Here is a 22,445-nt window from a genome sequence, read left to right as displayed (position 1 = left end):
GGGGGCAAAAATAATGACGAATGAATTAAAGCGTACACCTCTATTTGAAGAATATGCAAAGTATGGTGGTAAAACAATCGACTTTGGCGGATGGGAATTACCAGTACAATTCTCTTCTATTAAAGAAGAGCATGATGCAGTTCGTAATCGTGCTGGCTTATTTGATGTATCACATATGGGTGAAATTTTAGTAACTGGACCTAATTCACTAGATTTTTTACAAAATCTTTTGACAAATGATATTTCAAAAATTGCAGTAGGTCAAGCGCAATATAATGCAATGTGCTATGAAGATGGTGGCGTTGTTGATGATTTATTAACGTATAAATTAGCAGACAATCATTATTTATTGTGCGTAAATGCGGCAAATATTGGAAAAGATTATGATTGGATGATGGAAAACCAACATCAATATGATGTAACGATCGACAATCAATCAGATGCTTATGCACAAATTGCCCTTCAAGGTCCATTAGCAGAAGAAGTTCTTCAAACATTAACAGACACTGATTTAAAAACGATTAAATACTTCCGTTTCCAAGCAGATGTTGAAGTTGCTGGTCATAAAGCATTAGTATCCCGTAGTGGTTACACGGGGGAAGATGGTTTTGAATTATACGGCTCTCCAGAAGATATTAAAGCTTTATGGAACGAAATTTTAGAGGCTGGAAAAGACAAAGGCGTTATCCCAGCAGGTCTAGGATGCCGTGATACACTTCGTTTCGAAGCAGGTCTTCCATTATACGGTCAAGAGCTATCAGCAACAATTTCACCTCTTGAGGCTGGTATTGGTTTTGCTGTGAAGTTAAATAAAGAGGGCTTTAATGGTCATGATGCATTAGCGGCACAAAAAGAAAATGGGCTGTCACGTAAAATTGTTGGCATTGAAATGATTGATAAAGGAATTCCTCGTCATGGCTACAAAGTGTTTAAGGATGGTCAGGAAATCGGTGAAGTGACAACAGGTACACAGCTTCCTTCCTCTAAACGTAATGTTGGTCACGCATTAATTGACAGCCAATTCGCAACTATCGGAACTGAATTGGAAATCGAAATTCGTGGTAAGCACTTAAAAGTAGTAACAGTTGAAACACCGTTTTACAAGCGTTCAAAATAAAAGTTGAAAAGAGGGACCTACATTTATGAAACATCGTTATTTACCAATGACGGAGCAAGATAAACAAGAAATGTTAGACGTAATCGGTGTATCCTCAGTTGATGAGTTATTTGGGGATATTCCAGAAAAAGTACGTTTTAAAGGCCTATATGATATTAAAGAAGCGAAATCTGAATCAGCTTTATTAAAAGAATTAACGGCAATGGCTGCGAAAAATAAAGATACAAATGCTAACGTATCGTTTTTAGGTGCTGGCGTATACAACCACTACAAACCGGTTATCGTGGATCATGTTATTTCTCGTTCAGAGTTTTACACAGCGTATACTCCATATCAACCTGAAATTTCACAAGGGGAATTACAAGCAATTTTCGAATTCCAAACGATGATTGCAGAGCTTACAGGTATGGATCTTGCAAACTCTTCTATGTACGATGGAGGAACAGCATTAGCGGAAGCAGGTATGCTTGCAGCTGGACATACACGCCGTAAGAAAATTTTAGTATCGGAAACGGTTCACCCTGAGTATCGTGATGTCGTTGCTACATATGCATACGGTCAATCTATTGAAATTGTTACTGTTCCACAAAAAGATGGTGTGACAGATGTAGAAGCTTTAAAGGAATTAATGGATGACAATACGGCAGCTGTTATTGCACAATATCCAAACTTCTTTGGTCAAATAGAGGACTTACAAGTAATTGGCGATATTGCACATGAGGCAAAAAGTTTATTTGTTGTATCTTCAAACCCACTTGCACTAGGAATTTTAACACCACCTGGTAAACTAGGGGCTGATATTTGTGTAGGGGACGCACAGGTCTTCGGTATTTCTGAAGCATTCGGTGGTCCACACTGTGGTTTCTTTGCAGTAACAACGAAGCTAATGCGTAAAGTTCCAGGTCGTCTTGTTGGTGAAACAGTAGACGGTGAAGGACGTCGTGGTTATGTTTTAACATTACAAGCACGTGAACAACATATTCGTCGTGATAAAGCAACATCTAATATTTGTTCGAACCAAGCGCTTCTTGCACTTGCCGCTTCTGTAGCAATGACTGCTCTTGGCAAGCAAGGTGTTCGTGAAATGGCTATGCAAAATATTGCGAAAACTCGCTATGCTAAAAATGCCTTTGAAGCTGCAGGCTTCACAGTAGCATTCCAAGGTGCACACTTTAACGAAATCGTTGTAAAGACAAATAAATGTGTGAAAGAAATTAATAAAGGCTTAATTGAAAAAGGTATCATCGGTGGTTATCCTTTAGGTCAAACATATGACTCTCTTAAAAATCACGTGCTAATCGCTATAACAGAATTACGCACGAAAGAAGAAATTGATGCACTTGTTGCGGAAATGGGGGCTCTTAATGCATAACGAAAATCAATCACTCATTTTTGAAATTTCCAAAGAAGGTCGCGTAGGTTACAGCTTAGAAGCACTTGATGTACCAGAGGCTGATCTCGCAGATTTACTGCCAGCAAACTTAGTACGCGCAGAAGCAGCGGAATTACCAGAAGTATCTGAGCTTGATATTATGCGTCACTATACAGCACTTTCTCGTCGAAACCACGGTGTGGACTCTGGCTTCTACCCTCTTGGTTCTTGTACGATGAAATATAATCCTAAAATTAACGAGGCAGTTGCCCGAATTTCTGGTTTTGCAAATGTTCACCCATTACAGGATGAGTCAACAGTTCAAGGTGCGATGGAGCTTCTTTACGATCTACAAACCTCATTAGTTGAAATTACAGGTATGGATGAAGTGACATTACAACCAGCGGCGGGTGCACATGGTGAATGGACAGCATTAATGATGATCCGTGCCTTCCATGAAGCAAACGATGAAGGTCATCGTAATAAAGTTATCGTTCCTGACTCTGCTCACGGTACAAATCCAGCATCGGCAACTGTTGCAGGCTTTGAAACTATCACTGTTAAATCAGATGAAAATGGTTTAGTAGATATTGAAGATTTACGCAAAGTAGTTGGTTCTGATACAGCTGCATTAATGCTAACAAATCCAAATACACTTGGTCTATTTGAAGAAAACATTATCGAAATGGCAGAACTGATCCACTCTGTTGGCGGTAAAGTATACTATGACGGTGCAAACTTAAACGCAGTTATGAGTAAAGCACGTCCTGGTGATATGGGCTTCGACTGCGTACACTTAAATTTACACAAAACATTTACAGGTCCTCACGGTGGCGGTGGCCCAGGTTCAGGTCCAGTAGGTGTAAAAGCAGATTTAATTCCATTCCTTCCAAAACCAGTTTTAGTAAGAACAGCGGAAGGAACATATCACTTCGATTACGACCGTCCACAATCAATCGGTCGTGTTAAACCTTACTACGGTAACTTTGGTATCAACGTACGCGCATACACTTATATCCGTACAATGGGTCCAGATGGCTTAAAAGCTGTAACAGAATACGCTGTACTAAACGCAAACTACATGATGCGTCGCTTAGAGCCATTCTACGATCTACCATATAACCGTCATTGTAAACATGAATTTGTATTATCAGGTCGTCGTCAAAAGAAACTTGGCGTTCGTACTTTAGATATCGCAAAACGTCTGTTAGACTTTGGCTACCATCCGCCAACAACTTACTTCCCGTTAAATGTGGAAGAGGCGTTAATGATCGAGCCAACAGAAACAGAATCAAAAGAAACATTAGATGCATTCTGCGATATAATGATCCAAATTGCAAAAGAAACAGAAGAAAATCCATCGATCGTACAAGAAGCACCACATACAACAGTCGTGTCTCGCTTAGACGAAACACGCGCTGCTCGTACACCTGTGCTTCGCTACCAAAAAGCATAATTAACTGCCATAAGGCGTCCAATGAGTATTTAAGTACTTGTTGGACGTTTTTTCTATTCTTTTTTTGATAGTAAAGTGACGGGTAGGAGACAGAGCGATGGAAAGAAGTGCCGAAGAGAGGGAAAGAAAGTCGAGAGCGACGGAAAGAAGAGCCGAAGAGACGGAAAGAAAGGCCAAAGCGACGGAAAGAAATTAGAGTGACGGAAAGAAAGGCCAAAGCGACGGAAAGAAATTAGAGTGACGGAAAGAATGGTCCAAGCGACGGAAAGAAAGTCGAGAGCGACGGAAAGAAGGGCCAAAGCGACGGAAAGAAATTAGAGCAACGGAAAGAAGAGCCGAAGAGACGGAAAGAATGATCCAAGCGACGGAAAGAAAATCGAGAGTGACGGAAAGAAGAGCCAATGTGACGGAAAGAAGAGCCAATGTGACGGAAAGAAGTTAGAGCGACGGAAAGAAGGGCCAAGACGACGGAAAGAAATTAGAGTGACGGAAAGAAGGGCCGAAGAGACGGAAAGAATGGTCCAAGCGACGGAAAGAAAATCGAGAGCAACGGATAGAACCATCAAAAAGATGGATAGAACCAGCAAAGTGGCAGGAAAAAAGAACGCAACGGCTTCACATTGTGCCTACCCCCACTATTCGATGTAAATCTACTAAAAGATAACTATTTAATAAAAGGGTGTATATTGATATACTTACATTAATTTGTATTTTAGTTAAAATAACGGATTGTCATCAAACGTTGTGGATGCCTTCGTGACCAACTTCGTGCTGTTGCGCTGCTGCGTCGCAATCGCGCAGAAAAACCCTGTAGCCACAGCCGCGTCGCAATCGCACAGAAAACCCTGTAGCCACAGCCGCGTCGCAATCGCGCAGAAAAACCCTGTAGCCACTGCCGCGTCGCTATAGCGCGGATAAAACCTTTGCGGGTCGCTACGTTAGCACTACGCTTTCGTGCAAAAAACATCTGTTGGTCCGAGACCTTGCAGTGAAGCGAAGTGGTATATCGGAAGCCCCTAGTCGGAACAGAAATCAACCACACGTTATGATGATAAGGCTAAAACAATATATTTCGTATTAAAAATGTAATAAATTGTTCATAATTCAAATGTTGAAAGGGATGATTGAACGAAAATGCAAGCGACTGAAGTTGAATTGGGCTTACCGGCAAATAGCGTTTTGAACGATACATATAAAATAAAAGAAGTTATTGCTAGTAGTAAATTGTCCTTTGTTTATAGTGCAGAAAATACTTATGAAGGGAATCAGGTAATTATTAAGGAGTTCTTCCCGAATGACATTGCTTTACGGGATTTGGATAATAAAACAGTCGTTAATCGTTTGCCTTCAACAAAGGAGAAATTCGGGAGTTTAAAAGCTATTTTTCTAAATGAAGCGTTAATTATGCAGCAAATAAATCATCGTAATTTGGTCAAATATATTGACCACTTTGAAGAAAATGAATCGATTTATATCATTATGGAATATTATGAAGGAATGTTATTGGATCAATATTTAAAGGATTATCCCATTAATGATAGAGTTCATTTATACACTAATATTTTTCTCCCTCTTATTGATGCTTTAAGCTATTTACATAAAAAAGGGATACTCCATCGTGACATTAAACCAAATAATATTTTGATCGATTCTGAAGGTAATCCATATTTACTAGATTTTGGTTCAGCGACTTTTTATAAAACAGGCGACAATTATCAAATATTTACTAGTTCAGGATTTTCTCCTCTTGAGCAATATTCGACTATATCTGAGCAAGGTGTATATACAGATATTTATAGTTTAGCAGCAACATTTTACTATTCTCTGACAAATGTTATTCCACCTAATATATCGCAGCGGTTGATAGAGGATAATATTAAGAATGTAAGAAAATACAATAATAAGGTGAGTACTCTTTTATCTCAAACTATAATGTGGGGGCTGGCCGTGCAAGCGAGGAAGCGATGTTCTTCATTAAAATATATGAAGTTAGTCATTACTATTGAAGATATTGTCAATAGGATAATGAACCATTTTAAGGAAAATAATTCAAATTGACCAATGATTTGGGTGATTTGATTCTATGTTATCATTTTACAGTTAAAGGTAGGTGCTTACGAAGCAGTTTATGGAGTATAAAAAATACGCTATAAGCTGTTTTTTAGTAAAAAAAAACGAATACATACACTGTCTTCGTTAAAATATCATAAATTTCTCAATGCTTATTTTTTACCATACACCCAATTAAATACATTTATTTTACATAATATTCAAATGTAAATATTGACAATAAAATTAGATATTGTATAGTTACTTTGTGATACATAATGTCATCAGTGATGTAGAAGTCGGAGGTAAGAATACAATTCTAGTTTTACTAACTGTAAATTCTTTATCTTTAGTTACCATTTTGTGACTAAAAAGTTAATTTTTATTTGATGCTTACTGATGATTATGCTTACTCGAAATTCGTTACAAAAAGGAGGGATGGCTGTATAATCATACGGCCGACTGAATGGAGATTATTAGTCAAACAAACAGAACCATGCTCTTTGAGGAAATTAATCCTGAAAAAATGGATTTAATTACGCTTGTTGGAGATGTAAAAGGGATTGACAGCCTAAGTGATGAAAAAATCAAAGAAATGAATGAATACCTTCTTGTCAAAAGCTTCGATGAATTTTTAGACAAGTTTTCTCCAACGGTTTACTCATTCTACAATGCTGCGAACCAAAAGGTTATGTATGCATTAAAAAAACCTGAAGGAATTCAAGATGACTGTATTTCTGAAATAGCCATTGACCAAAATAATGATTTTTTAAAAATGCTATTTACACTTATCGATACGAAAAGAAGTCAGGGCATTGCGAACGTTGATTTTAAGTTTGAAAATTTGCTCGATATGATCTCTCCTAAAAAGGTTATGGACGATATTCGACAAGTCCGAAAAGAAATCCATTACCTATATGGTGAATATGACAAATTAGATGAAGACGATCCAAAAAAATTGGATACAGGGGACAAGCTAAACTTGATGTTTGAAGTGGCGAGTCGAAATTACAACAATGTCATGGCGATGCTTCCTTTAGCAATTGAAGATATTAAAACAAGGCTGTTGTTAGGTGTTAATCAAGATGAAGATGAATCTGAAAAATTACAAATTGGGACACTATCTATCGGTGATAATGGTGAATTAAAAATCATTGAGGCACCTCAAAATAATAGCTCAGAACTAATGGTTATTGAAGAAAATAGTAACTATGGTTTGAGCACAGTTTTTGAAGAGGATTATGAGGCGATTACAGAATCACCATCCTCCTATGTTAAAGATTTAGTCGTAAGAACTTTCTCTCCTTTGCCAGCTGTGAAGGCAGAATTTGATGTAGAGACAGAAGTACAAAATTACAATACATACTTAGAATTCTATAAGGATGCTAAGGATGAATTTGTAAAAACAGTGAAGCCATTAGTGGAAAAGCTATTGGGCGTAAAAATGTACTTTGATCAGTATGCAACGAAAAACAAAGGTATGCAGCCCTCGTTACTTGTAACGAACACAAAGTTAGATATGCTCGTTAAAAGTAATAACGTACCACGTTTACGCACGTATTTAAACACGGTTAACTCCAAAAATGACTTTACAGATACAGTATGGTACGGAATTGTCCCTGCACTAGAACTAGAAGCTTCCGGAAAAATGAAAGTAAGTAGAGCTAGATTTAAAGGGAACGATAAGGTTGCCAAGCAAGATGGCAATACAATGGAATCGTTATCCATCCTTCTTGATACAGTGAAAGATTATAAAATACAGATTTTCTTCAACTTCATGGCGGAGGAAGAAACGACATTCAGTGGAATTGCTACTGCAGGTATTGATCGCCTAATCGATAAATGCTCAGTGCTTGTTCGAAAAGATTATAGTGAGTTTGCGATACCATGTTTACCGAACTTCACGATTATTCCTAAAGATAAATCAGGTGTAATCATTGATACAAGAATGCAGACAACAGAAAATGGAGCACGATTATCTAAAGAGAAAGAGGATATTTTAAAGCTTTGGATAGAGGGCGTCTATGTTGGTGCTAGCTATGTAGCAGCAGGTATCGTTTCCGCTTATCAATGTCCAGAATATTTGAAAGACTCATTCAGAAATGTTCAAAGAAATTATCCTGGTGTACGCTTCGATATCGAAGCGGGTGATAACTCACTTAAAGCCGTTACAACAATGGCAAAAGAAATCTCAGGATTTACTAATAACATTAAAGATGCTATTAACAGCAGAAGCTTTGGCTTTGTATTCTCTTCGGAAAATGCGCAGCTGCAAGATAAAGATATTAAACGTATTACTGTGTATAAAGCTAGAAGTCTAGCGATGGAAGAAGATGGATTTGATTCAATCTACAAAACACAAGTGAGTACGTATATTGAGAGAATTTTACGATTCCAATCAGGCGACTTTAAGCACGAAAATATCGTTCGATTCTTTAGTAATAATCCAAGTAGCCAAAAAAGCAAATGGATTCAAGATAAAGGCTATGTAAACTCCATTATTCACGATGGAGATGATATCGGCTACATTATCGATGAAAAAACAAGCACATGTCAGATTGACTTAGTGTTTAACGGTAATGTGAAGAATCTTGAAGTCATGATTACAAAGGCAAGTAGTGCTGTTAAGGCCTAACAAGTTTACACATACACTAAAACATTTTTTAAGTCGTATGTTTAAGATTTTTTCATAAATCTTTTAACATAAATAGAATCCTCCATTAATTGTAAGGTGAAAACATTACATATTTCTCTATGCTTCAAGTATTTTGCATTAGGCATGGAGGAATGTATACAACTAGTTAGACACTTCACCTAAAACGATTTTTTGAGACGATTCAAACAAATTTTAGGAGGTACTGAGAATGGGTTTTGTATTAAAAGTAGAAGGATCAGAAGCAATTGAATTAGGGTTAGATAGCATTATGACTGTTGAGTATGAAACAGATACGCCAAATGATTCTAACGCACGTTCAACAGATGTAGGAGCAACTTTAAAAATAAAAGGTAAAATTCTTACTGCAACAGATGGTGACAATTCTGATGACACGATGAAATTAGGATTATGGTCATTAGTACCAGCTGAAAAAGCTGACTGTTACCGTAAAGTAACGTTAGAAGTTATTTCTGCTGATCAAGTAGTAAGAAAAATTAATTTCCCAAATGCATTCGTTGTTGACTATTCAGAAAAGTATGGTGACACAGAAGGTATTGGTGAATTTTACTTATTCATTAAACAAAAGAAAGACAAAACAGACTTGGCAAAAATCGAAGGCGGCTACGCTGTCTAAGATTGCAGCTTGATAGCTACTCCACATTATCTAAGGGACTTTCATAGTTCCTTAGATAATTTTGAATAATCCTAATACTGGGGATGAAAAACATGAAAACGCATTATGAAACTTTAGGTGTCAGTAGAGGTGCTACACCCGAACAAATAAAACTCGCTTATCGAAAACTATCAAAAAAACATCATCCAGACGTGAGCGGTGGAAACAAAGAATCTGAAAAGATTTTTTTAGCAGTGACAGAGGCATACAAAGTACTAAAGGATCAGGCTTCAAGAGAAGCATACGATGCTCAACTAGATGGCGCTAGTCAAAGTTGGCGTAATGGACAGACGTATGAAAAACAGTCTACACGCCAACAGTCTACTGAAAAAAAGCCAGATTTTAATATGAACAATATTGAAAAGAATTTTGAGCATTTTTTTGGTTTTAATCCTAAAACAAAGGAAACGGGAGCAACTCTTAATAAGAATGCAAAGAAGAATCCACTAGATACAACTGATTTATTTGAACGTTTTTTTAACAAGTAAAACGAAGCCATAGCTAGTATGAAGGAGTGTGATACCATGTATGGTCAAAATTCAATGGATGCATACACTGAAAAAGCAAAGAAACAAATGATTATAAAAGTTATGGATATCATTATTGTCATAATCGCCTTCTTTTTCATTCTTTACGTATTTGTCATGAATCAGGATTTTATGTTGAAAACAATTATTGGACTTATGTTGGTCATACTAGCAATTGTTTATGGCTCTGTTAAGTATGAAGCAAGAGATAAAAATGACGGTGTGACAAACAAGAAAATTCGAAAATTAGTTCTCCTCAATGATCGAGGAGCTGAAATAGATGAATGGGAGATAGATGACCAAACATCATTACTTATTGGGAAAAGTTCAGCTGACAATAAGGCAGATATCAATTTAAGCGGTACAGAATATGAATCGCTTATCAACTATGAACATGCCGTATTAAACAATGTTTCTGGCGTATGGTACATAGAGGATATTGATTCAGTAAATGGTGTTGGGATAAAAAAAGCTCATAAGCGCGTTAAAAATAGAATACAACACGAAAGCCCTTACCCAATCGGTAATGGAGACATGATATACATAGCAAATACGCGAATTTTAGTGAAATAGAGACAAGTAAATTCGTAACATAGACGGGGGATAGCGAAAATGAGTTTGATTAGATGTACGAATGGTCACATGTTTAGTTCAAGAAGACATAGAAATGTTTGTCCATATTGCAATGTAATGGTGGAACAGGAGCAAAGACCAAGCGGCCAACAAGTAGCTGTAGCTGAGGTAGATGATAAAACTATGCCATATCTCGGAGAAATGGATGGCATTGATCCGGTAACGGGATGGTTAGTTTGTATTGAAGGGCCTCAAATGGGTCGAGACTATCGGATTTTATCGGAAAAAAACTTTATTGGTAGAGCAGAGGATATGCACATTCGCATTGTTGGAGATAATTCAATCTCTCAGCGTAACCATGCAGTCATTGTTTATGATCCTAAAAAAAGAAACTTTTATCTACTTCCAGGAGATGCATCAGGCTTAGCTTATCTTAATAATGAAGCGGTTTATACGCCAACAGAACTCGCTGCGTATGATGTTATTCAGTTAGGCAGAAGTATGTTTCTTTTTATTCCCTTATGTGGTGTTCATTTTGAATGGGAAAACAACAACAGTGAGGAATGATGACAAATGGATCCGAAACTACTGCCTTACATAATTTCGCTTATTTTTATCGTTGTACTCGTTGCCTTATTAATCATCCGAAACATGCTTGCGCAACAAAATGAAAAAAATAAAATAGAAATCGGAAATGGACAAACAATTGGCAGACGTGATGAGCAAGATGATTATTTCTCTACAGCTGAAACGAATGATGGGACAATTGCTGTCCTAGCAGATGGTATCAGTGGTTTAGCCAACGGTAGGATGGCAAGCACAGTTGCCGTCAATACATTTATAGAAGAATTCAAAAAGCTTAGCGGTCTAAATACGCTAGAAAAATTTTTTAAGGAGGCTGCTTTTGCAAGTAATCATATGATTGTCGAAAATTTAAATGGCTCGAATGGTGGTACTACATTAGTGGCAGCCGTTATTGATGATAACGGATTTCTTCACTGGGGAGCCGTTGGAGATAGTGTCATAACCATTTTTCGAAATGGAGAATTTAAGGCAATCAATCAAAAGCATATTTTTGAATCAGTGTTAACTGAGCGATATATATCTGGTGAAATATCTCAGCTTGAGGTGCAGGAAAATCCTTTGAAAAAGAGACTTATCAATTATTTAGGGTATGAAGGCTTTAAAAATATGGATATAGGGAATAGTCCGATTCAGCTAAATAGAGGGGACAAGGTATGTCTATTTAGTGATGGAGTCTATGATACTTTAACAGAGGTTGAAATGGAGAAAATTCTTTCTCAGCAAGCGACTCCCTATGATATTGCTCAAGACATTATTAAAGCCGTTGAACAAAAACGCTTAAAAAATCAAGATAATGCAACCATCGTTATTCTAGAAAAAACATGGTAATCATTTTACTTGTCGTCTTTAAATGAGTCAGTAAATAAGGAGGAGTAATCATGAGAAAGGAAAATAGCAACTTTAAAACAAGCTTTTTATCCGAAGCGGGCTCATTTTTGCAAAATAAAGATTACTTTGCCTATACAGAGCTGGACGATGTAGCCTGCTGGGTAGCTATAAAAGGGTTAGATTCTGATCAGGAAATAAGTAGTGCAGAGCTTGCTGTGAAGGCAATTTTAGAAAAATTTATGGAAAAGCCATCCATGTCTAGAAGAAGCATTAAAAAATATTTGAAAAATGCGCAAGACATACTTCAAGCTCAAAGCTTAAGGGTAAGATTGAAGGCTAGTATTGTCATGGTCGTCTCAGATTACTCCAAGATGATTGTGGCAGTTGCCGGAAATTCGAGACTGTATCATTTCCGGAATGGTACTTTATCGTATAAAAGCACGGATCAAAGCTTAGCGCAAGAGATCGTGAATAATAGGAATCGTTCGCTCGATATTAGCCAGCATGAGGAAAGAACCAATTTATTAAATTATCTTGGTAAACCAAAAGATTTTCAGCCTTTTGTTTCTAAGAAAATGAAATTAATGGATGACGATGTACTAGTGCTTTGTACAACTGGCTTTTGGGAAGATGTCAATGAAATTGAAATGGCAGATGCGTTGGAAGAAGCAAAAGAGCCTGAACAATACATTGATTTATTAGAAGAGATACTGTTAAGTAGGCAAAAGAAAGTTGTCAATAATTACACAATCGCAGCTATATTTGCGAACAAGGTTTATCAGGAAACAAATAAGAAAAAAATGAAATACATCAAAATGATTGCAGCTGCATTAGTGCTAGCTTTAGTCGTAGGTGGAGGCACCATTTTTTATCAGGTGAAGCAAGCTAAAAAAATGGCTGAATTAACCGTAGAGATGAAAGATCATGAAAAGAGCGGAAACCAGTATTTTCAAGATGGAACTTATGATAAGGCACTGTTGGAATATAGTGAGGGCAGAAATGCGGCCAAAAAATTGAAGGATCCAATACATAGAAATTTACTAGCTAAAAAATTAAGAGTTACCGATTTGATTATCAATGGAGATAAAGCAGCGGAAGAAGGTAAATTTAACGATGCGCTTGAGCAATATGAAAAGGCTAAAAAAGAAGGAAAGCTTATTAAAGACTTTGGGAAAGGAGTAGTTGAACAAAGAATCGCCAATATGGATACTATTGTACAAATTGCTGAAGCTGTGAAAGATGGAGATTTCCGATTTGATGCAGAGGACTACAATGGGGCTCTTGAAACGTATCAAAAGGCAAGAAAAAAAGCCTTGACAATTGCCTATACGGGCGAACCTGAAATAAAGACAAAAATAGAAGATACAGAGGCTAAAATTGCTGAATTGAAAAAGGCCCAAAAGGAATTAAAGGCAGAAGGCTTAGAAAAAAGCGGAGATCAGAGCTATGCACGCCAAGAGTTTGGGAAAGCGATTGAATATTATACACTTGCACAGGAAATTTATCAGGAGACAGAGCTGCTGTCGAAGGTTTTAGGTCTTGAGCGAAAGGTTATGAATGCCAATGATAAATTGAATCCTCCTCCTCAACCGCAAACTGCTGATAATGCAGCGCCACCTACGAATGAAGGAACAGCTGCCAGTGAGCCATCTAATGCTGAAGTGATGAAAGAGGGAAAATAAATTGATGAAAGAGCTCATGATTGAACGGTTACGCAAAATAGAGGATTTAGAGCAACGTCAACTGCTAAAGGATATTGTCAGTGGCGTTTTTGTAAATTTAATCGATTATCAGGATGACATGAACAACAGGCTCGAGGAGCGCATATTCAACGAAATGGATGATGTTGAGGATAGGTTTGATATTTATGTGACGCTAAGTTCTAAGGAGGATGTTGACCCTATTCATGAATGCTTATTCCCGATGCGGCCAGCTGATTTAGAAAGTAAATCCATCAATATAAAAAAAATACTTGAAGCGTTTAAAAACAAGGAATCTGCAGAACTGTTCACATTATTTCTAGAATGTGATTCCATGCAAATTCAACAGTTACTTGCTGAGCAGCGACTTTTTAGTGGAAAGCTAGTAACGACAGAAGGACAAGTAGAGATAAAGGTCAGCCTTACCCAAAATAAGGACTATTTACAAGAGATGAACAAGCTATATCCGCTTTTCCAAATAAATGGCCTACCATGGAAAACGATTAATCATCCATTCATTTATAAATTTTTTAATGTCAATTTAGAAGATTGCCCACCTTTAAATGAGGATGCTGAAATTACTGAAATAATCGTTGATTTAGAAGAGTATGAGGACAAAAAACGCTTAAATATGGTTCCACTATGGAATATTGAACGTCATGAGGTCAAAAATGTCGGTTTTCCCATCCCTGCAATCGATAAGGTGAATTATGAGCATGTCCTTTCCATACGTAAAATCGGCAACGAGCATGGCTATCTTGTAGAGGCCGATGAGGATAATGTTCGTTACGTTAAACGTTCAGACAATGAATTAACAATAGTCTCACCCCGCGATAAGTCGGGGGTTTGGCAGTTAATAAAAATTGCAAAAATGGCAGATGAGAAAATCGGTAAATTACATTACGAGCTTGTATCAAATAGAAGAATTGAGCATTTTATACACAAATTTGCTAACAAGTATACGGCTACTGTTAAAACGAAGGGCGAAATTACGCGTATGATTAATTCCTTCGAGGCTGCTAACAGCTTTGAGCTTGTAGATATCGAAATAGTGGACGCCTATTCTGGAACAAGCTTTACTCATTCTGCGAACACTTTCTTAACGGAAATGATAGGAGAAAATAATCATAAAAAAACGATGCTACTAAAGTTTAAGGCGAATGAGGAGAGAAACTTTATTGCAAACGATATTTTAAGCTTCCTCGTATCAGAAGTGCAACGACATTTCTTCGAATATGAATGTGTAGGTGTTTGGCTATGAACTATATTTGGGATTTGCTTATTAAAGCTGAGGATGAAGGCCTTTCTAACAAGGATATATATTTTCATCTTGCCGAAGCCTATTCACCTTATATGGAACTTAGTCCACAACTATTAAATGCACAGTATGTTGAACAGCATGTTGAAGTAAATCCGTATTATCGTTATTACGGAATTTTTAATGGTCTCTTCCATCCAGATAATTTTTCAGATTTAGAGTTTAGAAAGTATCTTTTAGATACCGTATTGCATTTTTTAGCTGAAATTGATCGTATGCAAGGCATGAATAAAAGAGAGTTCTATATTCGTTTTATTTTAAGAGAAATCGAAGCCAATGTATTTGGAAAATTGGTACGCGACAATATGCATGCCTTTACGAAAAAGGAGCAAGAAATAGTAGCACTAAATATGCTAAGGCTTTATCAGACAGGTGAAGAAATTTACTTATTAAAGGATACGCTGAAAAGGCTCTTTAAAAATTGCATGATTTATGTGAAATCGGAGGAGCAGGATGAGCTGCTTTTATACATCCATCAAAAGCAGACAGAACAGAATGAGCAAAAGGTACGGATTGTTCAAGAAATTTTCCTGCCAATAGGCTTTCATATGGAGGTTTATTGGCAATATCACTTCGGCATTATTGATGCAGAGGAAACAATGAAGCTAGATCGAATAGCTCTTTACTAAATAGGGCAGAGGAGGTATTCCAATGACAACTAACTATTCATATAAGCTGTATGCCAATAAGCGTAATACAGAAAAGAAATATATGACCTATACACGAGTAGAATTAATGGAAATGACAACCTTCCAGCTTAGAAATATTTGCTATAAGGAAAAGCTTGTGACTGGGCTTATTAATACACTGACAAGAGATGAGTTAATCGACAAGATTTTAAGATATCGTGGCTCTGAAGAAAACCCTCTTATTAGAGAAAAAAAGGATGGTGGCTTTGAACGAGTAGAAGCGGCCATGCAAGAGTATTTAAAAACACCGATGTCTGACAATGGTGACATTAAAATTCCTGCCAAAATGAGCTTATATAGTGGGATGAAGATCGATAAACCCGATCAGTATTTCGTAGAAACAGGCGGTTTTCTTGTTGAATCCAATGTACTACTAGTCAATGAGCAGCTAGATCTTTGCGGCATTCTTCATATCCTTAAAGACGACGAAGTCCCAAATCAATATTATTTCGCAGCTGATCAAGCAATCGGTATTCGGAAGACAAATAATAAAAACTACAGCTTTATTTTTTTAAGAAAGCAAGATTCCGAGTATATCTTTAAGACTTACTATCAGGAAACCCCACTTCCGCCAACAAATCTTCATTACTATAAGGTGCCAATACCAGATTTAGAAATAAAACAGCTGGAAACAACCAATGCTATTCTTGCCATTGATTTTGGAACAACAAATACAACGGCTGGTGTCTATTTAGAGAGTGATTATGTGTCCTCTCCTTGTAGTCATGATTTATTAAATAATAGAATTCAGCTAAATAGCATTAATTTTGTACAATTTCCAGATCCACTTCATCAAAATGAATGGATTGAAGTAGTGCCGACAGTCATGACTGTTGCAGATTGCTCCAATGCAGATCAAGTAGGCTATCACTATGGTTATGAAGCGTTAAAAATGATGAAAAAAAATAGCTATACATCATTGGCTACGAAATTCCAAGGTATTAAACGCTGGGTAAGTAATTATGCCAAGCTGGAAGAGGTGATGGATGCTACCGGGAATACGGCACTTGTTCCACGGAGCCAAATTATAAGAGAGTTTATGCTTTATATTATCCGAATGGCGGAGCATCAATTTAAATGTCGCTTCAAGCATTTACATATCTCCAGTCCTGTTAAGCTGAAAACACAATTTTTAGATATGTTTCGTGCGATTTTGCCTGAATATCAAATTGAAATTGAGCATGCCCTCGATGAAGGAATGTCTGTTCTTTATAATACGATTGCCAATCAAATAGAGAATAATAGTTTTCTCGATGGCAAGGAATATAAAGCACTCGTGATCGATTGTGGTGGCGGAACAACAGACCTTTCTTCCTGTAAGTTTCGCATAGAGGACGGACATATTTCTTACAAAATTGATATTCATACTACCTATGAAAATGGAGATACGAATTTTGGAGGCAACAATATTACCTATCGTATTTTCCAATTTATGAAAATCGTCTTTGCGAATTATTATAGTCGAGGAAAAAATGATTATGATATCGATGCATTAATCGATATTCCAGGTAAGGATATTTATCGATATGTAGACGACCATGGTGTGGAAGCAGTGTACGAGCAATTCGAAAAAGCCTTTGTAGATGCCGAAAATATTATCCCTACACGTTTTAAGGAATATGAAAATCGCACACGTGATGAATACCTACGTGTCCGCAATAATTACTATTTCTTATGGGAAATGGCAGAAGAGATGAAGAAGGAATTTTTCCGTAAAACAGGTATATTAAGAAGTCGTTTTTATGCGGATAGTGATATGCAGCACGATAGTGATTTAAATGTCACAGCAGTAGATCGCTGGTGCCTGTCGTTAGTAGAAAACAATCAATTTAAAGAAGTTTATGACTTCCCAAATGTCTTTTTCAACATTAAAGAAATCAATCATCTCATAAAGGCGGATATTTATGATATCGTGCGAGAGTTTTTAGAGGAATTTTATGAGAGTGGCATACTGAGTGACTATTCCATCATTAAATTAACGGGACAATCCTGTAAAATAGACGCATTTCGCGAGGCTTTAAAGGAATTTGTACCAGGACGCAGCATTGAATTTAGACAAAAGGCTGAAAACATTGGGAAAGTTCCAGAATTAAAGCTTGCTTGTTTAAGGGGAGCACTTCGTTATTTAAATGCCAAAAAAATCGGCATGATCGAAACAGAAGTGACGAATCATGCGCCAGTTGTCCCTTATGCTGTCAGTGCCTTTACACATAATCGTCAGGAAAAATTGCTGATTAGTAGCTTAGAAAGACTGAATCAAATTCACGGTACGATTTCTCGCCCATGGGGTGTAAAAGAAGTTGAGTTTTTCCTAACGGGTAGCGACAATCACACATCGTATAAATACACGTACTTTAATCGTCAGGAGGATTATGTACCTGTTCTTTATGAGAATATCGCGATGCATTATCAAGATAAAATTCCGCAGGACGAGACGGACTCCATCACAAATGGAGAAGTGAAGTTCTTCGTCTTTGCAGGCGAAGATCATTGGGGTTTCCATGTAGTTCCTGTAGCAAGGAAAGACGAGCAGCTGTTTATCGGTAGCAAGGAATTCTTTGCCTTTGAGACCGATTTGTCTGAGCTAGATTTCTTTGATGGATTAAAGTAAAGCAGCCTCCGGCGGATGTCATGGAATTGGAAAGGCGTTTTTTGTGTAAACACAAAGCCGATTCCGGACGCATTGTTTATCTGCGTGACAACGGTAAATGTATTCTGTAGCGAAAGCAAAGCGTCAGCTACAAATGTTTTCTGCGCGAAAGCAAAGCGACAACGGCAATGACGCCGAGGCATAATTGATCAGTGAAAAACAAGAAAAGAGGTGGGTGACAGCTTGTTTGCCAATCAATATCCACATTTTCAAAAAGGCCGAATTTTAAAGCGAGAAATGCTAGAAAATTTACGAGATTACCCAAGAGAATTTTTAGATTTATATTTCCAAGATTATTCGAATGGCATTATTTCCGGTGCCAGAATTATTGTAGCAGATACAGGCCTCATCATTACAAAAGGCATTATCAAGCATAATGGAAAGCTCTATATGTTGCATAGTAGCTATGAGCTTCCTTATGAAGCAACAGGAAGTGAAACGATTTTAAAAGTACGATTTGCTGAAGAAGTGAATGAATTAGATTTTAGAAACCTTACGACAGAGATTGTGCTAGATGATTCGCTAGAGCTTGCACATAATGAGCTAGAGTTAGCGCGCTTTAAATTAAAATCGGGTGCCAAACTGCGTTCAGAGTATATTGATTTTCTTGATTTTGCGACAGAATACAATACGGTCAATTATCTTCACTGCCAGTATGCAGGTTTTCAAAAAAGCACATATCATCCAATCATTTTGCACTATTTTGCACGAGAGCTGTTAAAAAATCGGCCAGTGAATCCGTATGATATAGCCTTTGCTTTAGAGTGCTTAAATCAAGAGCGCGTTCAACGAGAAGCAATTGATTTCTATATTTGCAATCGGCTAGAGCTTGATTACCAAACATTTTCTAATAGTCAAATTCATAAATACTTGAACCGTATTTTATTAGAATCAAAACGCGGTGGTCGTATGACAGGGCACAGTCAAGGGCGACCTAAGCGCATGATTGTTGACTAGCTACTGGTCTGCTGATAAAAAACGTTCAAGAAACGGAAGGTGAATGGGTTGAAATTTTTAGATGAAAAAATTATTGCTCTTAGAAATGAAATGCGAGAGCAAGAACAACATGAATTAGCTCAAAAGCAAGCTGCTTTGAATCCTCCTGAGGAGCCTTTACAGGAGGAACAGTCTGAGCTACAAGCAATTGACCTTTACCAGGATTTTGTCAATATAGATGAGCAGGAAGTGCCGGTCATTGATCAGCGTGTGATGGATGGGAAAATTTCGTTCCGAATGCCGAAGCTCTTTTCAATCATGCCAGCTGAGTTAGCCTCATTAAAATACCCGTCAGAGCGAAGACCAAATATTATTTATACGGATGAATCATCTACTATCAATTTAGCCTTCAACAAGACATCACATTCCTTACCTGATGAAGGTGTAGCTGAGTTTCAGGAAAATATGATTGACGTTCTTGAGCAAGCTCAGCCTGCAGCACAATGGTTTGATACAGATGTGATCAAAATAGATGACAAAACAGTTGGCTTTATTGAGGTCATGACACCTGCTATTGATGGCGAGATTTTTAATTTAATGTTCTTTGTATCGATTGATGAGAAAGCACTTATTGGTACGTTCAATTGTACGGAGGAGGATACTGAGACTTGGCGTCCTATCGCTAGAGCGATGATGGAAACGATGCAATTCGCTTCTAACGGAAGGGGAGGCGTATTACGATGAGTGGATTAGTAACTGCCTATCACAATATACAAATATTGCCATTCAAGCTAGCGAGCATTCAAGAGCTAACACTCACAAAGAAAATGAATGAGCACACAACTTTACACTTCACGGGCATTGTACCTGAGGAAGTTCGAGATCAGTACGTGGAAATGACAGAGGTTTATTCATCCATCGAAGTGAATCAACTCGATCATTTAGGTGCACCTACCCCTTTATTTAACGGGGTTATATTAGGCGTCAAGATACATGCGGTTAGAGGGATATACTACATGGAAGTCGAAGCTGCCTCCAACACCTACTTCCTTGATATTCAGAAGAAAAATCGCTCCTATCAAGATAAAGAGCTAACCTATTCATCTCTATTCAAGCTCATGAGTCCTTATTATCCTGGTCTCGATGTCATCGATGAGGCTACTAAGGGAGGGAAATTAGGCAAGTTTACTCTACAGTACCGAGAAACCGATTGGGAATTTTTAAAACGTCTTGCCTCCCGCTATAACACTGGACTAGTTCCTGCTGCTACTTTTGATAAGCCAAAGTTCCATTTTGGTGTCCCTGTTGGTCATGCAAAAGGAAAGCTAGAAGACTATCATTATACGACAAGAAAAAAACTAGCAGATTATCTTCTCTATACATATAACGGTAATCAAGGTATGGGAGAGCATGACTTTTTATACTATGAAGTAGAAACCGATAAGGTACTTGCTATAGGAGACTACGTAACATTTCATGAGCAAACACTCTATGTTTGTGAGGCCTCTACGTCGATGAAGGATGGCTTACTTAAGCATTGTTATACACTTTCAACGAAGAATGGTATGAACAAGAGTGAAATATTCAACGATGAAATTTCTGGTGTCTCTATTGAAGGTAAAGTGTTGGAAGTTGCCAAGGATCATATTAAAGTCCATCTAACTATTGATGAAAAACAGGATAAAGGTAAAGCGCATTGGTTCCTTTATGCAACACCTTACACAGCTGAGGGGCATAGTGGCTGGTATTGTATGCCTGAAATGAACGACTTTGTTCATGTGTATTTCCCTTCGCATCGAGAAGAAGAGGGAATTGCTAGCAGCTCGATTCGAAAAAATTTAAACAGTACCGCGACTAATAAGCTAGATGATCCTTCGACGAAATATTATAGAACAGCCTTTGGCAAAGAAATTAAGATGAGCCCAACAGAAATTGTCATTACAGCACAGGATAACGATATTTTTATCCGTTTAAATGAAGCGAGCGGTATTGAAATTTTTAGTAAAAAGGAAATTAAGCTTATTTCCGAGGCAGACATTTCAGTCAATGCAAGCAAGAAAATTCTGTTGTCTGCAGAGGAGGAAATTTCATTAAAATGCAAAGAAAGTAAAATAACGATGGATGGCAGTGTGCAAATTTTCGGGAAAGAAGTAAAGGCCAATTAGAAAGAAGGAGACACAGATGCAAGCAGAGGGAGTTTTACAGCATTTTTATGAAACGGAAGTAGAGAAAAGACGGTTGACCCATCTCTTAGCATTAGAGGATTTTTTCCAATCCTCAAAGGATGAGCTTGCTGAAGAATTTAGGGAATCCTTCCAAATCATTTGTCAGCAGCTACAGCAGCAACAATCCCTTCAACAGAAAGGACCAATTGGACATATTACGTTTTCCATGCTGCGCACAGAACTACTGGAAGGACGCCATCACTATCTAGTAGAGGGGACAGATGAGGATTGGTTCTTTGACGTCCGACCTATTTTAACGACCTATGATGCAAGCTGGGCTCTAAGCTTTTTAGAGCAATTCGTTGAAGAATTATATGTATACAGCAAAACGTTCATGGGAGCTATTTCCCAAGCGGATATTGAGCACATCAAGCTAAAGGAAGCGACTCATTTTCATCAATATGTTATTAGCCTTGCTAGATATGCATTACCAGTCATTATTAGATGTCCAGAATATTTAGCACTTGATCGGGATGATGCTGTAGAAATTCGTATAGGCGAATTTATGGACGTCAATGAAGTTGTCTATAGTGAGGACTTCTCCTCGAAGGATATTGAAGAAATCAAAGCTTGGCTGGCTCAAAAATTAGAGGATGAATATTCGTATGAAGTATTTAGCAAATTAAATCTAGCTGGTGGCAACTATGAAAACTTAGATATTCGATATGCCTTTTTCCAGAAAACGAATTTAGCACAGAGCCAAATGCGTAATTGCTTACTCATTGGCGCCAATCTTAGGAATAGTAAACTAATGGACGTTGATTTAAGCTTCAGCACGATTCATGAGGCTGATTTTAGCAATAGTCAATTGCAAGGTGCTAACTTCCAACAAACTCAGGGAGCAAGCGGACTAACTAATCGACAGAAGTGGGAAATGCCAGGCTATCTCCCAGTGAACTTTACTGGTGCTAATTTAGAGGGTGCTGATTTTGAGCTAGCTAATTTACGAGGTGCTTGCTTTATCGGGGCTAACGTCAAGAATGCTTATTTTGAAGGAGCTAATTTAGAAAAAGCTGTGTTCTCGAAGGAAGCACGGGAGCATCTAAAGCTAGATCCATTCCAAATAGCGAGTGTCATTTGGAAATAGATGT

At 37.5% G+C, this 22,445-nt stretch carries 18 protein-coding genes; all 18 read left to right on the top strand.

Features of this window, described 5'->3' with window-relative positions:
- The first annotated feature begins 13 nt into the window (after nucleotides 1-13).
- The 18 genes from gcvT (at nucleotide 14) to ACIPKN_RS11900 (ending at nucleotide 22,441) form a co-directional block, all read left to right on the top strand.
- Nucleotides 14-1,117 carry a glycine cleavage system aminomethyltransferase GcvT gene (gene gcvT, locus ACIPKN_RS11985; protein ID WP_400936281.1) on the top strand — a complete coding sequence of 368 codons (1,104 nt, stop codon included), beginning with the start codon at nucleotides 14-16 and terminating at the stop codon, nucleotides 1,115-1,117.
- A gap of 25 nt (nucleotides 1,118-1,142) precedes the next feature.
- On the top strand, nucleotides 1,143-2,489 hold the full coding sequence (gene gcvPA / locus ACIPKN_RS11980) for an aminomethyl-transferring glycine dehydrogenase subunit GcvPA (protein WP_400936279.1): 1,347 nt from the start codon (nucleotides 1,143-1,145) through the stop codon (nucleotides 2,487-2,489).
- Entirely contained in the window at nucleotides 2,482-3,945 is a 1,464-nt protein-coding gene (gene gcvPB / locus ACIPKN_RS11975; protein WP_400936277.1) for an aminomethyl-transferring glycine dehydrogenase subunit GcvPB, read from the top strand. Before gcvPA ends, gcvPB begins: the two co-directional genes overlap by 8 nt.
- Before the next feature lie 1,134 nt (nucleotides 3,946-5,079).
- Nucleotides 5,080-6,003, top strand: coding sequence for a serine/threonine-protein kinase (locus ACIPKN_RS11970; protein WP_400936275.1), 924 nt, complete (start codon nucleotides 5,080-5,082; stop codon nucleotides 6,001-6,003).
- A gap of 457 nt (nucleotides 6,004-6,460) precedes the next feature.
- The gene (locus ACIPKN_RS11965; protein ID WP_400936273.1) at nucleotides 6,461-8,629 is read left to right on the top strand and encodes a transcriptional regulator; all 2,169 of its coding nucleotides are present in this window, start codon (nucleotides 6,461-6,463) and stop codon (nucleotides 8,627-8,629) included.
- 229 nt (nucleotides 8,630-8,858) lie between these two features.
- A complete protein-coding gene (locus tag ACIPKN_RS11960; RefSeq protein WP_400936271.1) occupies nucleotides 8,859-9,284 on the top strand; it encodes a membrane-associated protease 1 in 426 nt (141 codons plus the stop codon).
- Nucleotides 9,285-9,376: 92 nt separating this feature from the next.
- Nucleotides 9,377-9,811, top strand: a complete 435-nt coding sequence (locus ACIPKN_RS11955) for a J domain-containing protein (RefSeq protein ID WP_400936269.1) — start codon at nucleotides 9,377-9,379, stop codon at nucleotides 9,809-9,811.
- 36 nt (nucleotides 9,812-9,847) lie between these two features.
- Complete coding sequence (locus ACIPKN_RS11950) at nucleotides 9,848-10,423, top strand: FHA domain-containing protein (RefSeq protein WP_400936266.1); 576 nt, start codon at nucleotides 9,848-9,850, stop codon at nucleotides 10,421-10,423.
- 39 nt (nucleotides 10,424-10,462) lie between these two features.
- Nucleotides 10,463-10,990: an FHA domain-containing protein gene (locus ACIPKN_RS11945; RefSeq protein ID WP_142507236.1), complete on the top strand. Its 528-nt coding sequence runs from the start codon at nucleotides 10,463-10,465 to the stop codon at nucleotides 10,988-10,990.
- Nucleotides 10,991-10,996: 6 nt separating this feature from the next.
- Nucleotides 10,997-11,836, top strand: a complete 840-nt coding sequence (locus tag ACIPKN_RS11940) for a PP2C family protein-serine/threonine phosphatase (protein ID WP_400936263.1) — start codon at nucleotides 10,997-10,999, stop codon at nucleotides 11,834-11,836.
- Between the two features lie 50 nt (nucleotides 11,837-11,886).
- On the top strand, nucleotides 11,887-13,518 hold the full coding sequence (locus tag ACIPKN_RS11935; protein WP_400936261.1) for a serine/threonine protein phosphatase: 1,632 nt from the start codon (nucleotides 11,887-11,889) through the stop codon (nucleotides 13,516-13,518).
- A 4-nt stretch (nucleotides 13,519-13,522) separates the two neighbouring features.
- Entirely contained in the window at nucleotides 13,523-14,797 is a 1,275-nt protein-coding gene (locus tag ACIPKN_RS11930; protein WP_400936500.1) for a normocyte-binding protein, read from the top strand.
- Nucleotides 14,788-15,483: an iron-dependent peroxidase gene (locus ACIPKN_RS11925; protein ID WP_400936259.1), complete on the top strand. Its 696-nt coding sequence runs from the start codon at nucleotides 14,788-14,790 to the stop codon at nucleotides 15,481-15,483. Before ACIPKN_RS11930 ends, ACIPKN_RS11925 begins: the two co-directional genes overlap by 10 nt.
- Before the next feature lie 22 nt (nucleotides 15,484-15,505).
- Nucleotides 15,506-18,154, top strand: a complete 2,649-nt coding sequence (locus ACIPKN_RS11920) for a molecular chaperone (protein ID WP_400936257.1) — start codon at nucleotides 15,506-15,508, stop codon at nucleotides 18,152-18,154.
- Nucleotides 18,155-18,376: 222 nt separating this feature from the next.
- Nucleotides 18,377-19,150 carry a DNA and RNA helicase gene (locus ACIPKN_RS11915; protein ID WP_400936255.1) on the top strand — a complete coding sequence of 258 codons (774 nt, stop codon included), beginning with the start codon at nucleotides 18,377-18,379 and terminating at the stop codon, nucleotides 19,148-19,150.
- 39 nt (nucleotides 19,151-19,189) lie between these two features.
- Nucleotides 19,190-19,873 carry a hypothetical protein gene (locus ACIPKN_RS11910; RefSeq protein ID WP_400936253.1) on the top strand — a complete coding sequence of 228 codons (684 nt, stop codon included), beginning with the start codon at nucleotides 19,190-19,192 and terminating at the stop codon, nucleotides 19,871-19,873.
- Nucleotides 19,870-21,294, top strand: coding sequence for a hypothetical protein (locus ACIPKN_RS11905; RefSeq protein ID WP_400936251.1), 1,425 nt, complete (start codon nucleotides 19,870-19,872; stop codon nucleotides 21,292-21,294). Before ACIPKN_RS11910 ends, ACIPKN_RS11905 begins: the two co-directional genes overlap by 4 nt.
- A 16-nt stretch (nucleotides 21,295-21,310) precedes the next feature.
- Entirely contained in the window at nucleotides 21,311-22,441 is a 1,131-nt protein-coding gene (locus ACIPKN_RS11900) for a pentapeptide repeat-containing protein (protein ID WP_400936249.1), read from the top strand.
- The last annotated feature ends 4 nt before the right edge of the window (nucleotides 22,442-22,445 follow it).

Origin of the sequence: Lysinibacillus sp. NPDC086135, from assembly GCF_044746345.1 — a bacterium.
Classification (GTDB): Bacteria; Bacillota; Bacilli; order Bacillales_A; family Planococcaceae; genus Lysinibacillus.
This window is presented reverse-complemented; position numbering and strand designations above follow the sequence as displayed.

Bases quoted from the DNA above. Each gene is read 5' to 3' on its own strand.
- gcvT (WP_400936281.1), top strand. From the start codon at position 14: ATGACGAATGAATTAAAGCGTACACCTCTATTTGAAGAATATGCAAAG.
- gcvPA (WP_400936279.1), top strand. From the start codon at position 1,143: ATGAAACATCGTTATTTACCAATGACGGAGCAAGATAAACAAGAAATG.
- gcvPB (WP_400936277.1), top strand. From the start codon at position 2,482: ATGCATAACGAAAATCAATCACTCATTTTTGAAATTTCCAAAGAAGGT.
- ACIPKN_RS11970 (WP_400936275.1), top strand. From the start codon at position 5,080: ATGCAAGCGACTGAAGTTGAATTGGGCTTACCGGCAAATAGCGTTTTG.
- ACIPKN_RS11965 (WP_400936273.1), top strand. From the start codon at position 6,461: ATGGAGATTATTAGTCAAACAAACAGAACCATGCTCTTTGAGGAAATT.
- ACIPKN_RS11960 (WP_400936271.1), top strand. From the start codon at position 8,859: ATGGGTTTTGTATTAAAAGTAGAAGGATCAGAAGCAATTGAATTAGGG.
- ACIPKN_RS11955 (WP_400936269.1), top strand. From the start codon at position 9,377: ATGAAAACGCATTATGAAACTTTAGGTGTCAGTAGAGGTGCTACACCC.
- ACIPKN_RS11950 (WP_400936266.1), top strand. From the start codon at position 9,848: ATGTATGGTCAAAATTCAATGGATGCATACACTGAAAAAGCAAAGAAA.
- ACIPKN_RS11945 (WP_142507236.1), top strand. From the start codon at position 10,463: ATGAGTTTGATTAGATGTACGAATGGTCACATGTTTAGTTCAAGAAGA.
- ACIPKN_RS11940 (WP_400936263.1), top strand. From the start codon at position 10,997: ATGGATCCGAAACTACTGCCTTACATAATTTCGCTTATTTTTATCGTT.
- ACIPKN_RS11935 (WP_400936261.1), top strand. From the start codon at position 11,887: ATGAGAAAGGAAAATAGCAACTTTAAAACAAGCTTTTTATCCGAAGCG.
- ACIPKN_RS11930 (WP_400936500.1), top strand. From the start codon at position 13,523: ATGAAAGAGCTCATGATTGAACGGTTACGCAAAATAGAGGATTTAGAG.
- ACIPKN_RS11920 (WP_400936257.1), top strand. From the start codon at position 15,506: ATGACAACTAACTATTCATATAAGCTGTATGCCAATAAGCGTAATACA.
- ACIPKN_RS11905 (WP_400936251.1), top strand. From the start codon at position 19,870: ATGAGTGGATTAGTAACTGCCTATCACAATATACAAATATTGCCATTC.
- ACIPKN_RS11900 (WP_400936249.1), top strand. From the start codon at position 21,311: ATGCAAGCAGAGGGAGTTTTACAGCATTTTTATGAAACGGAAGTAGAG.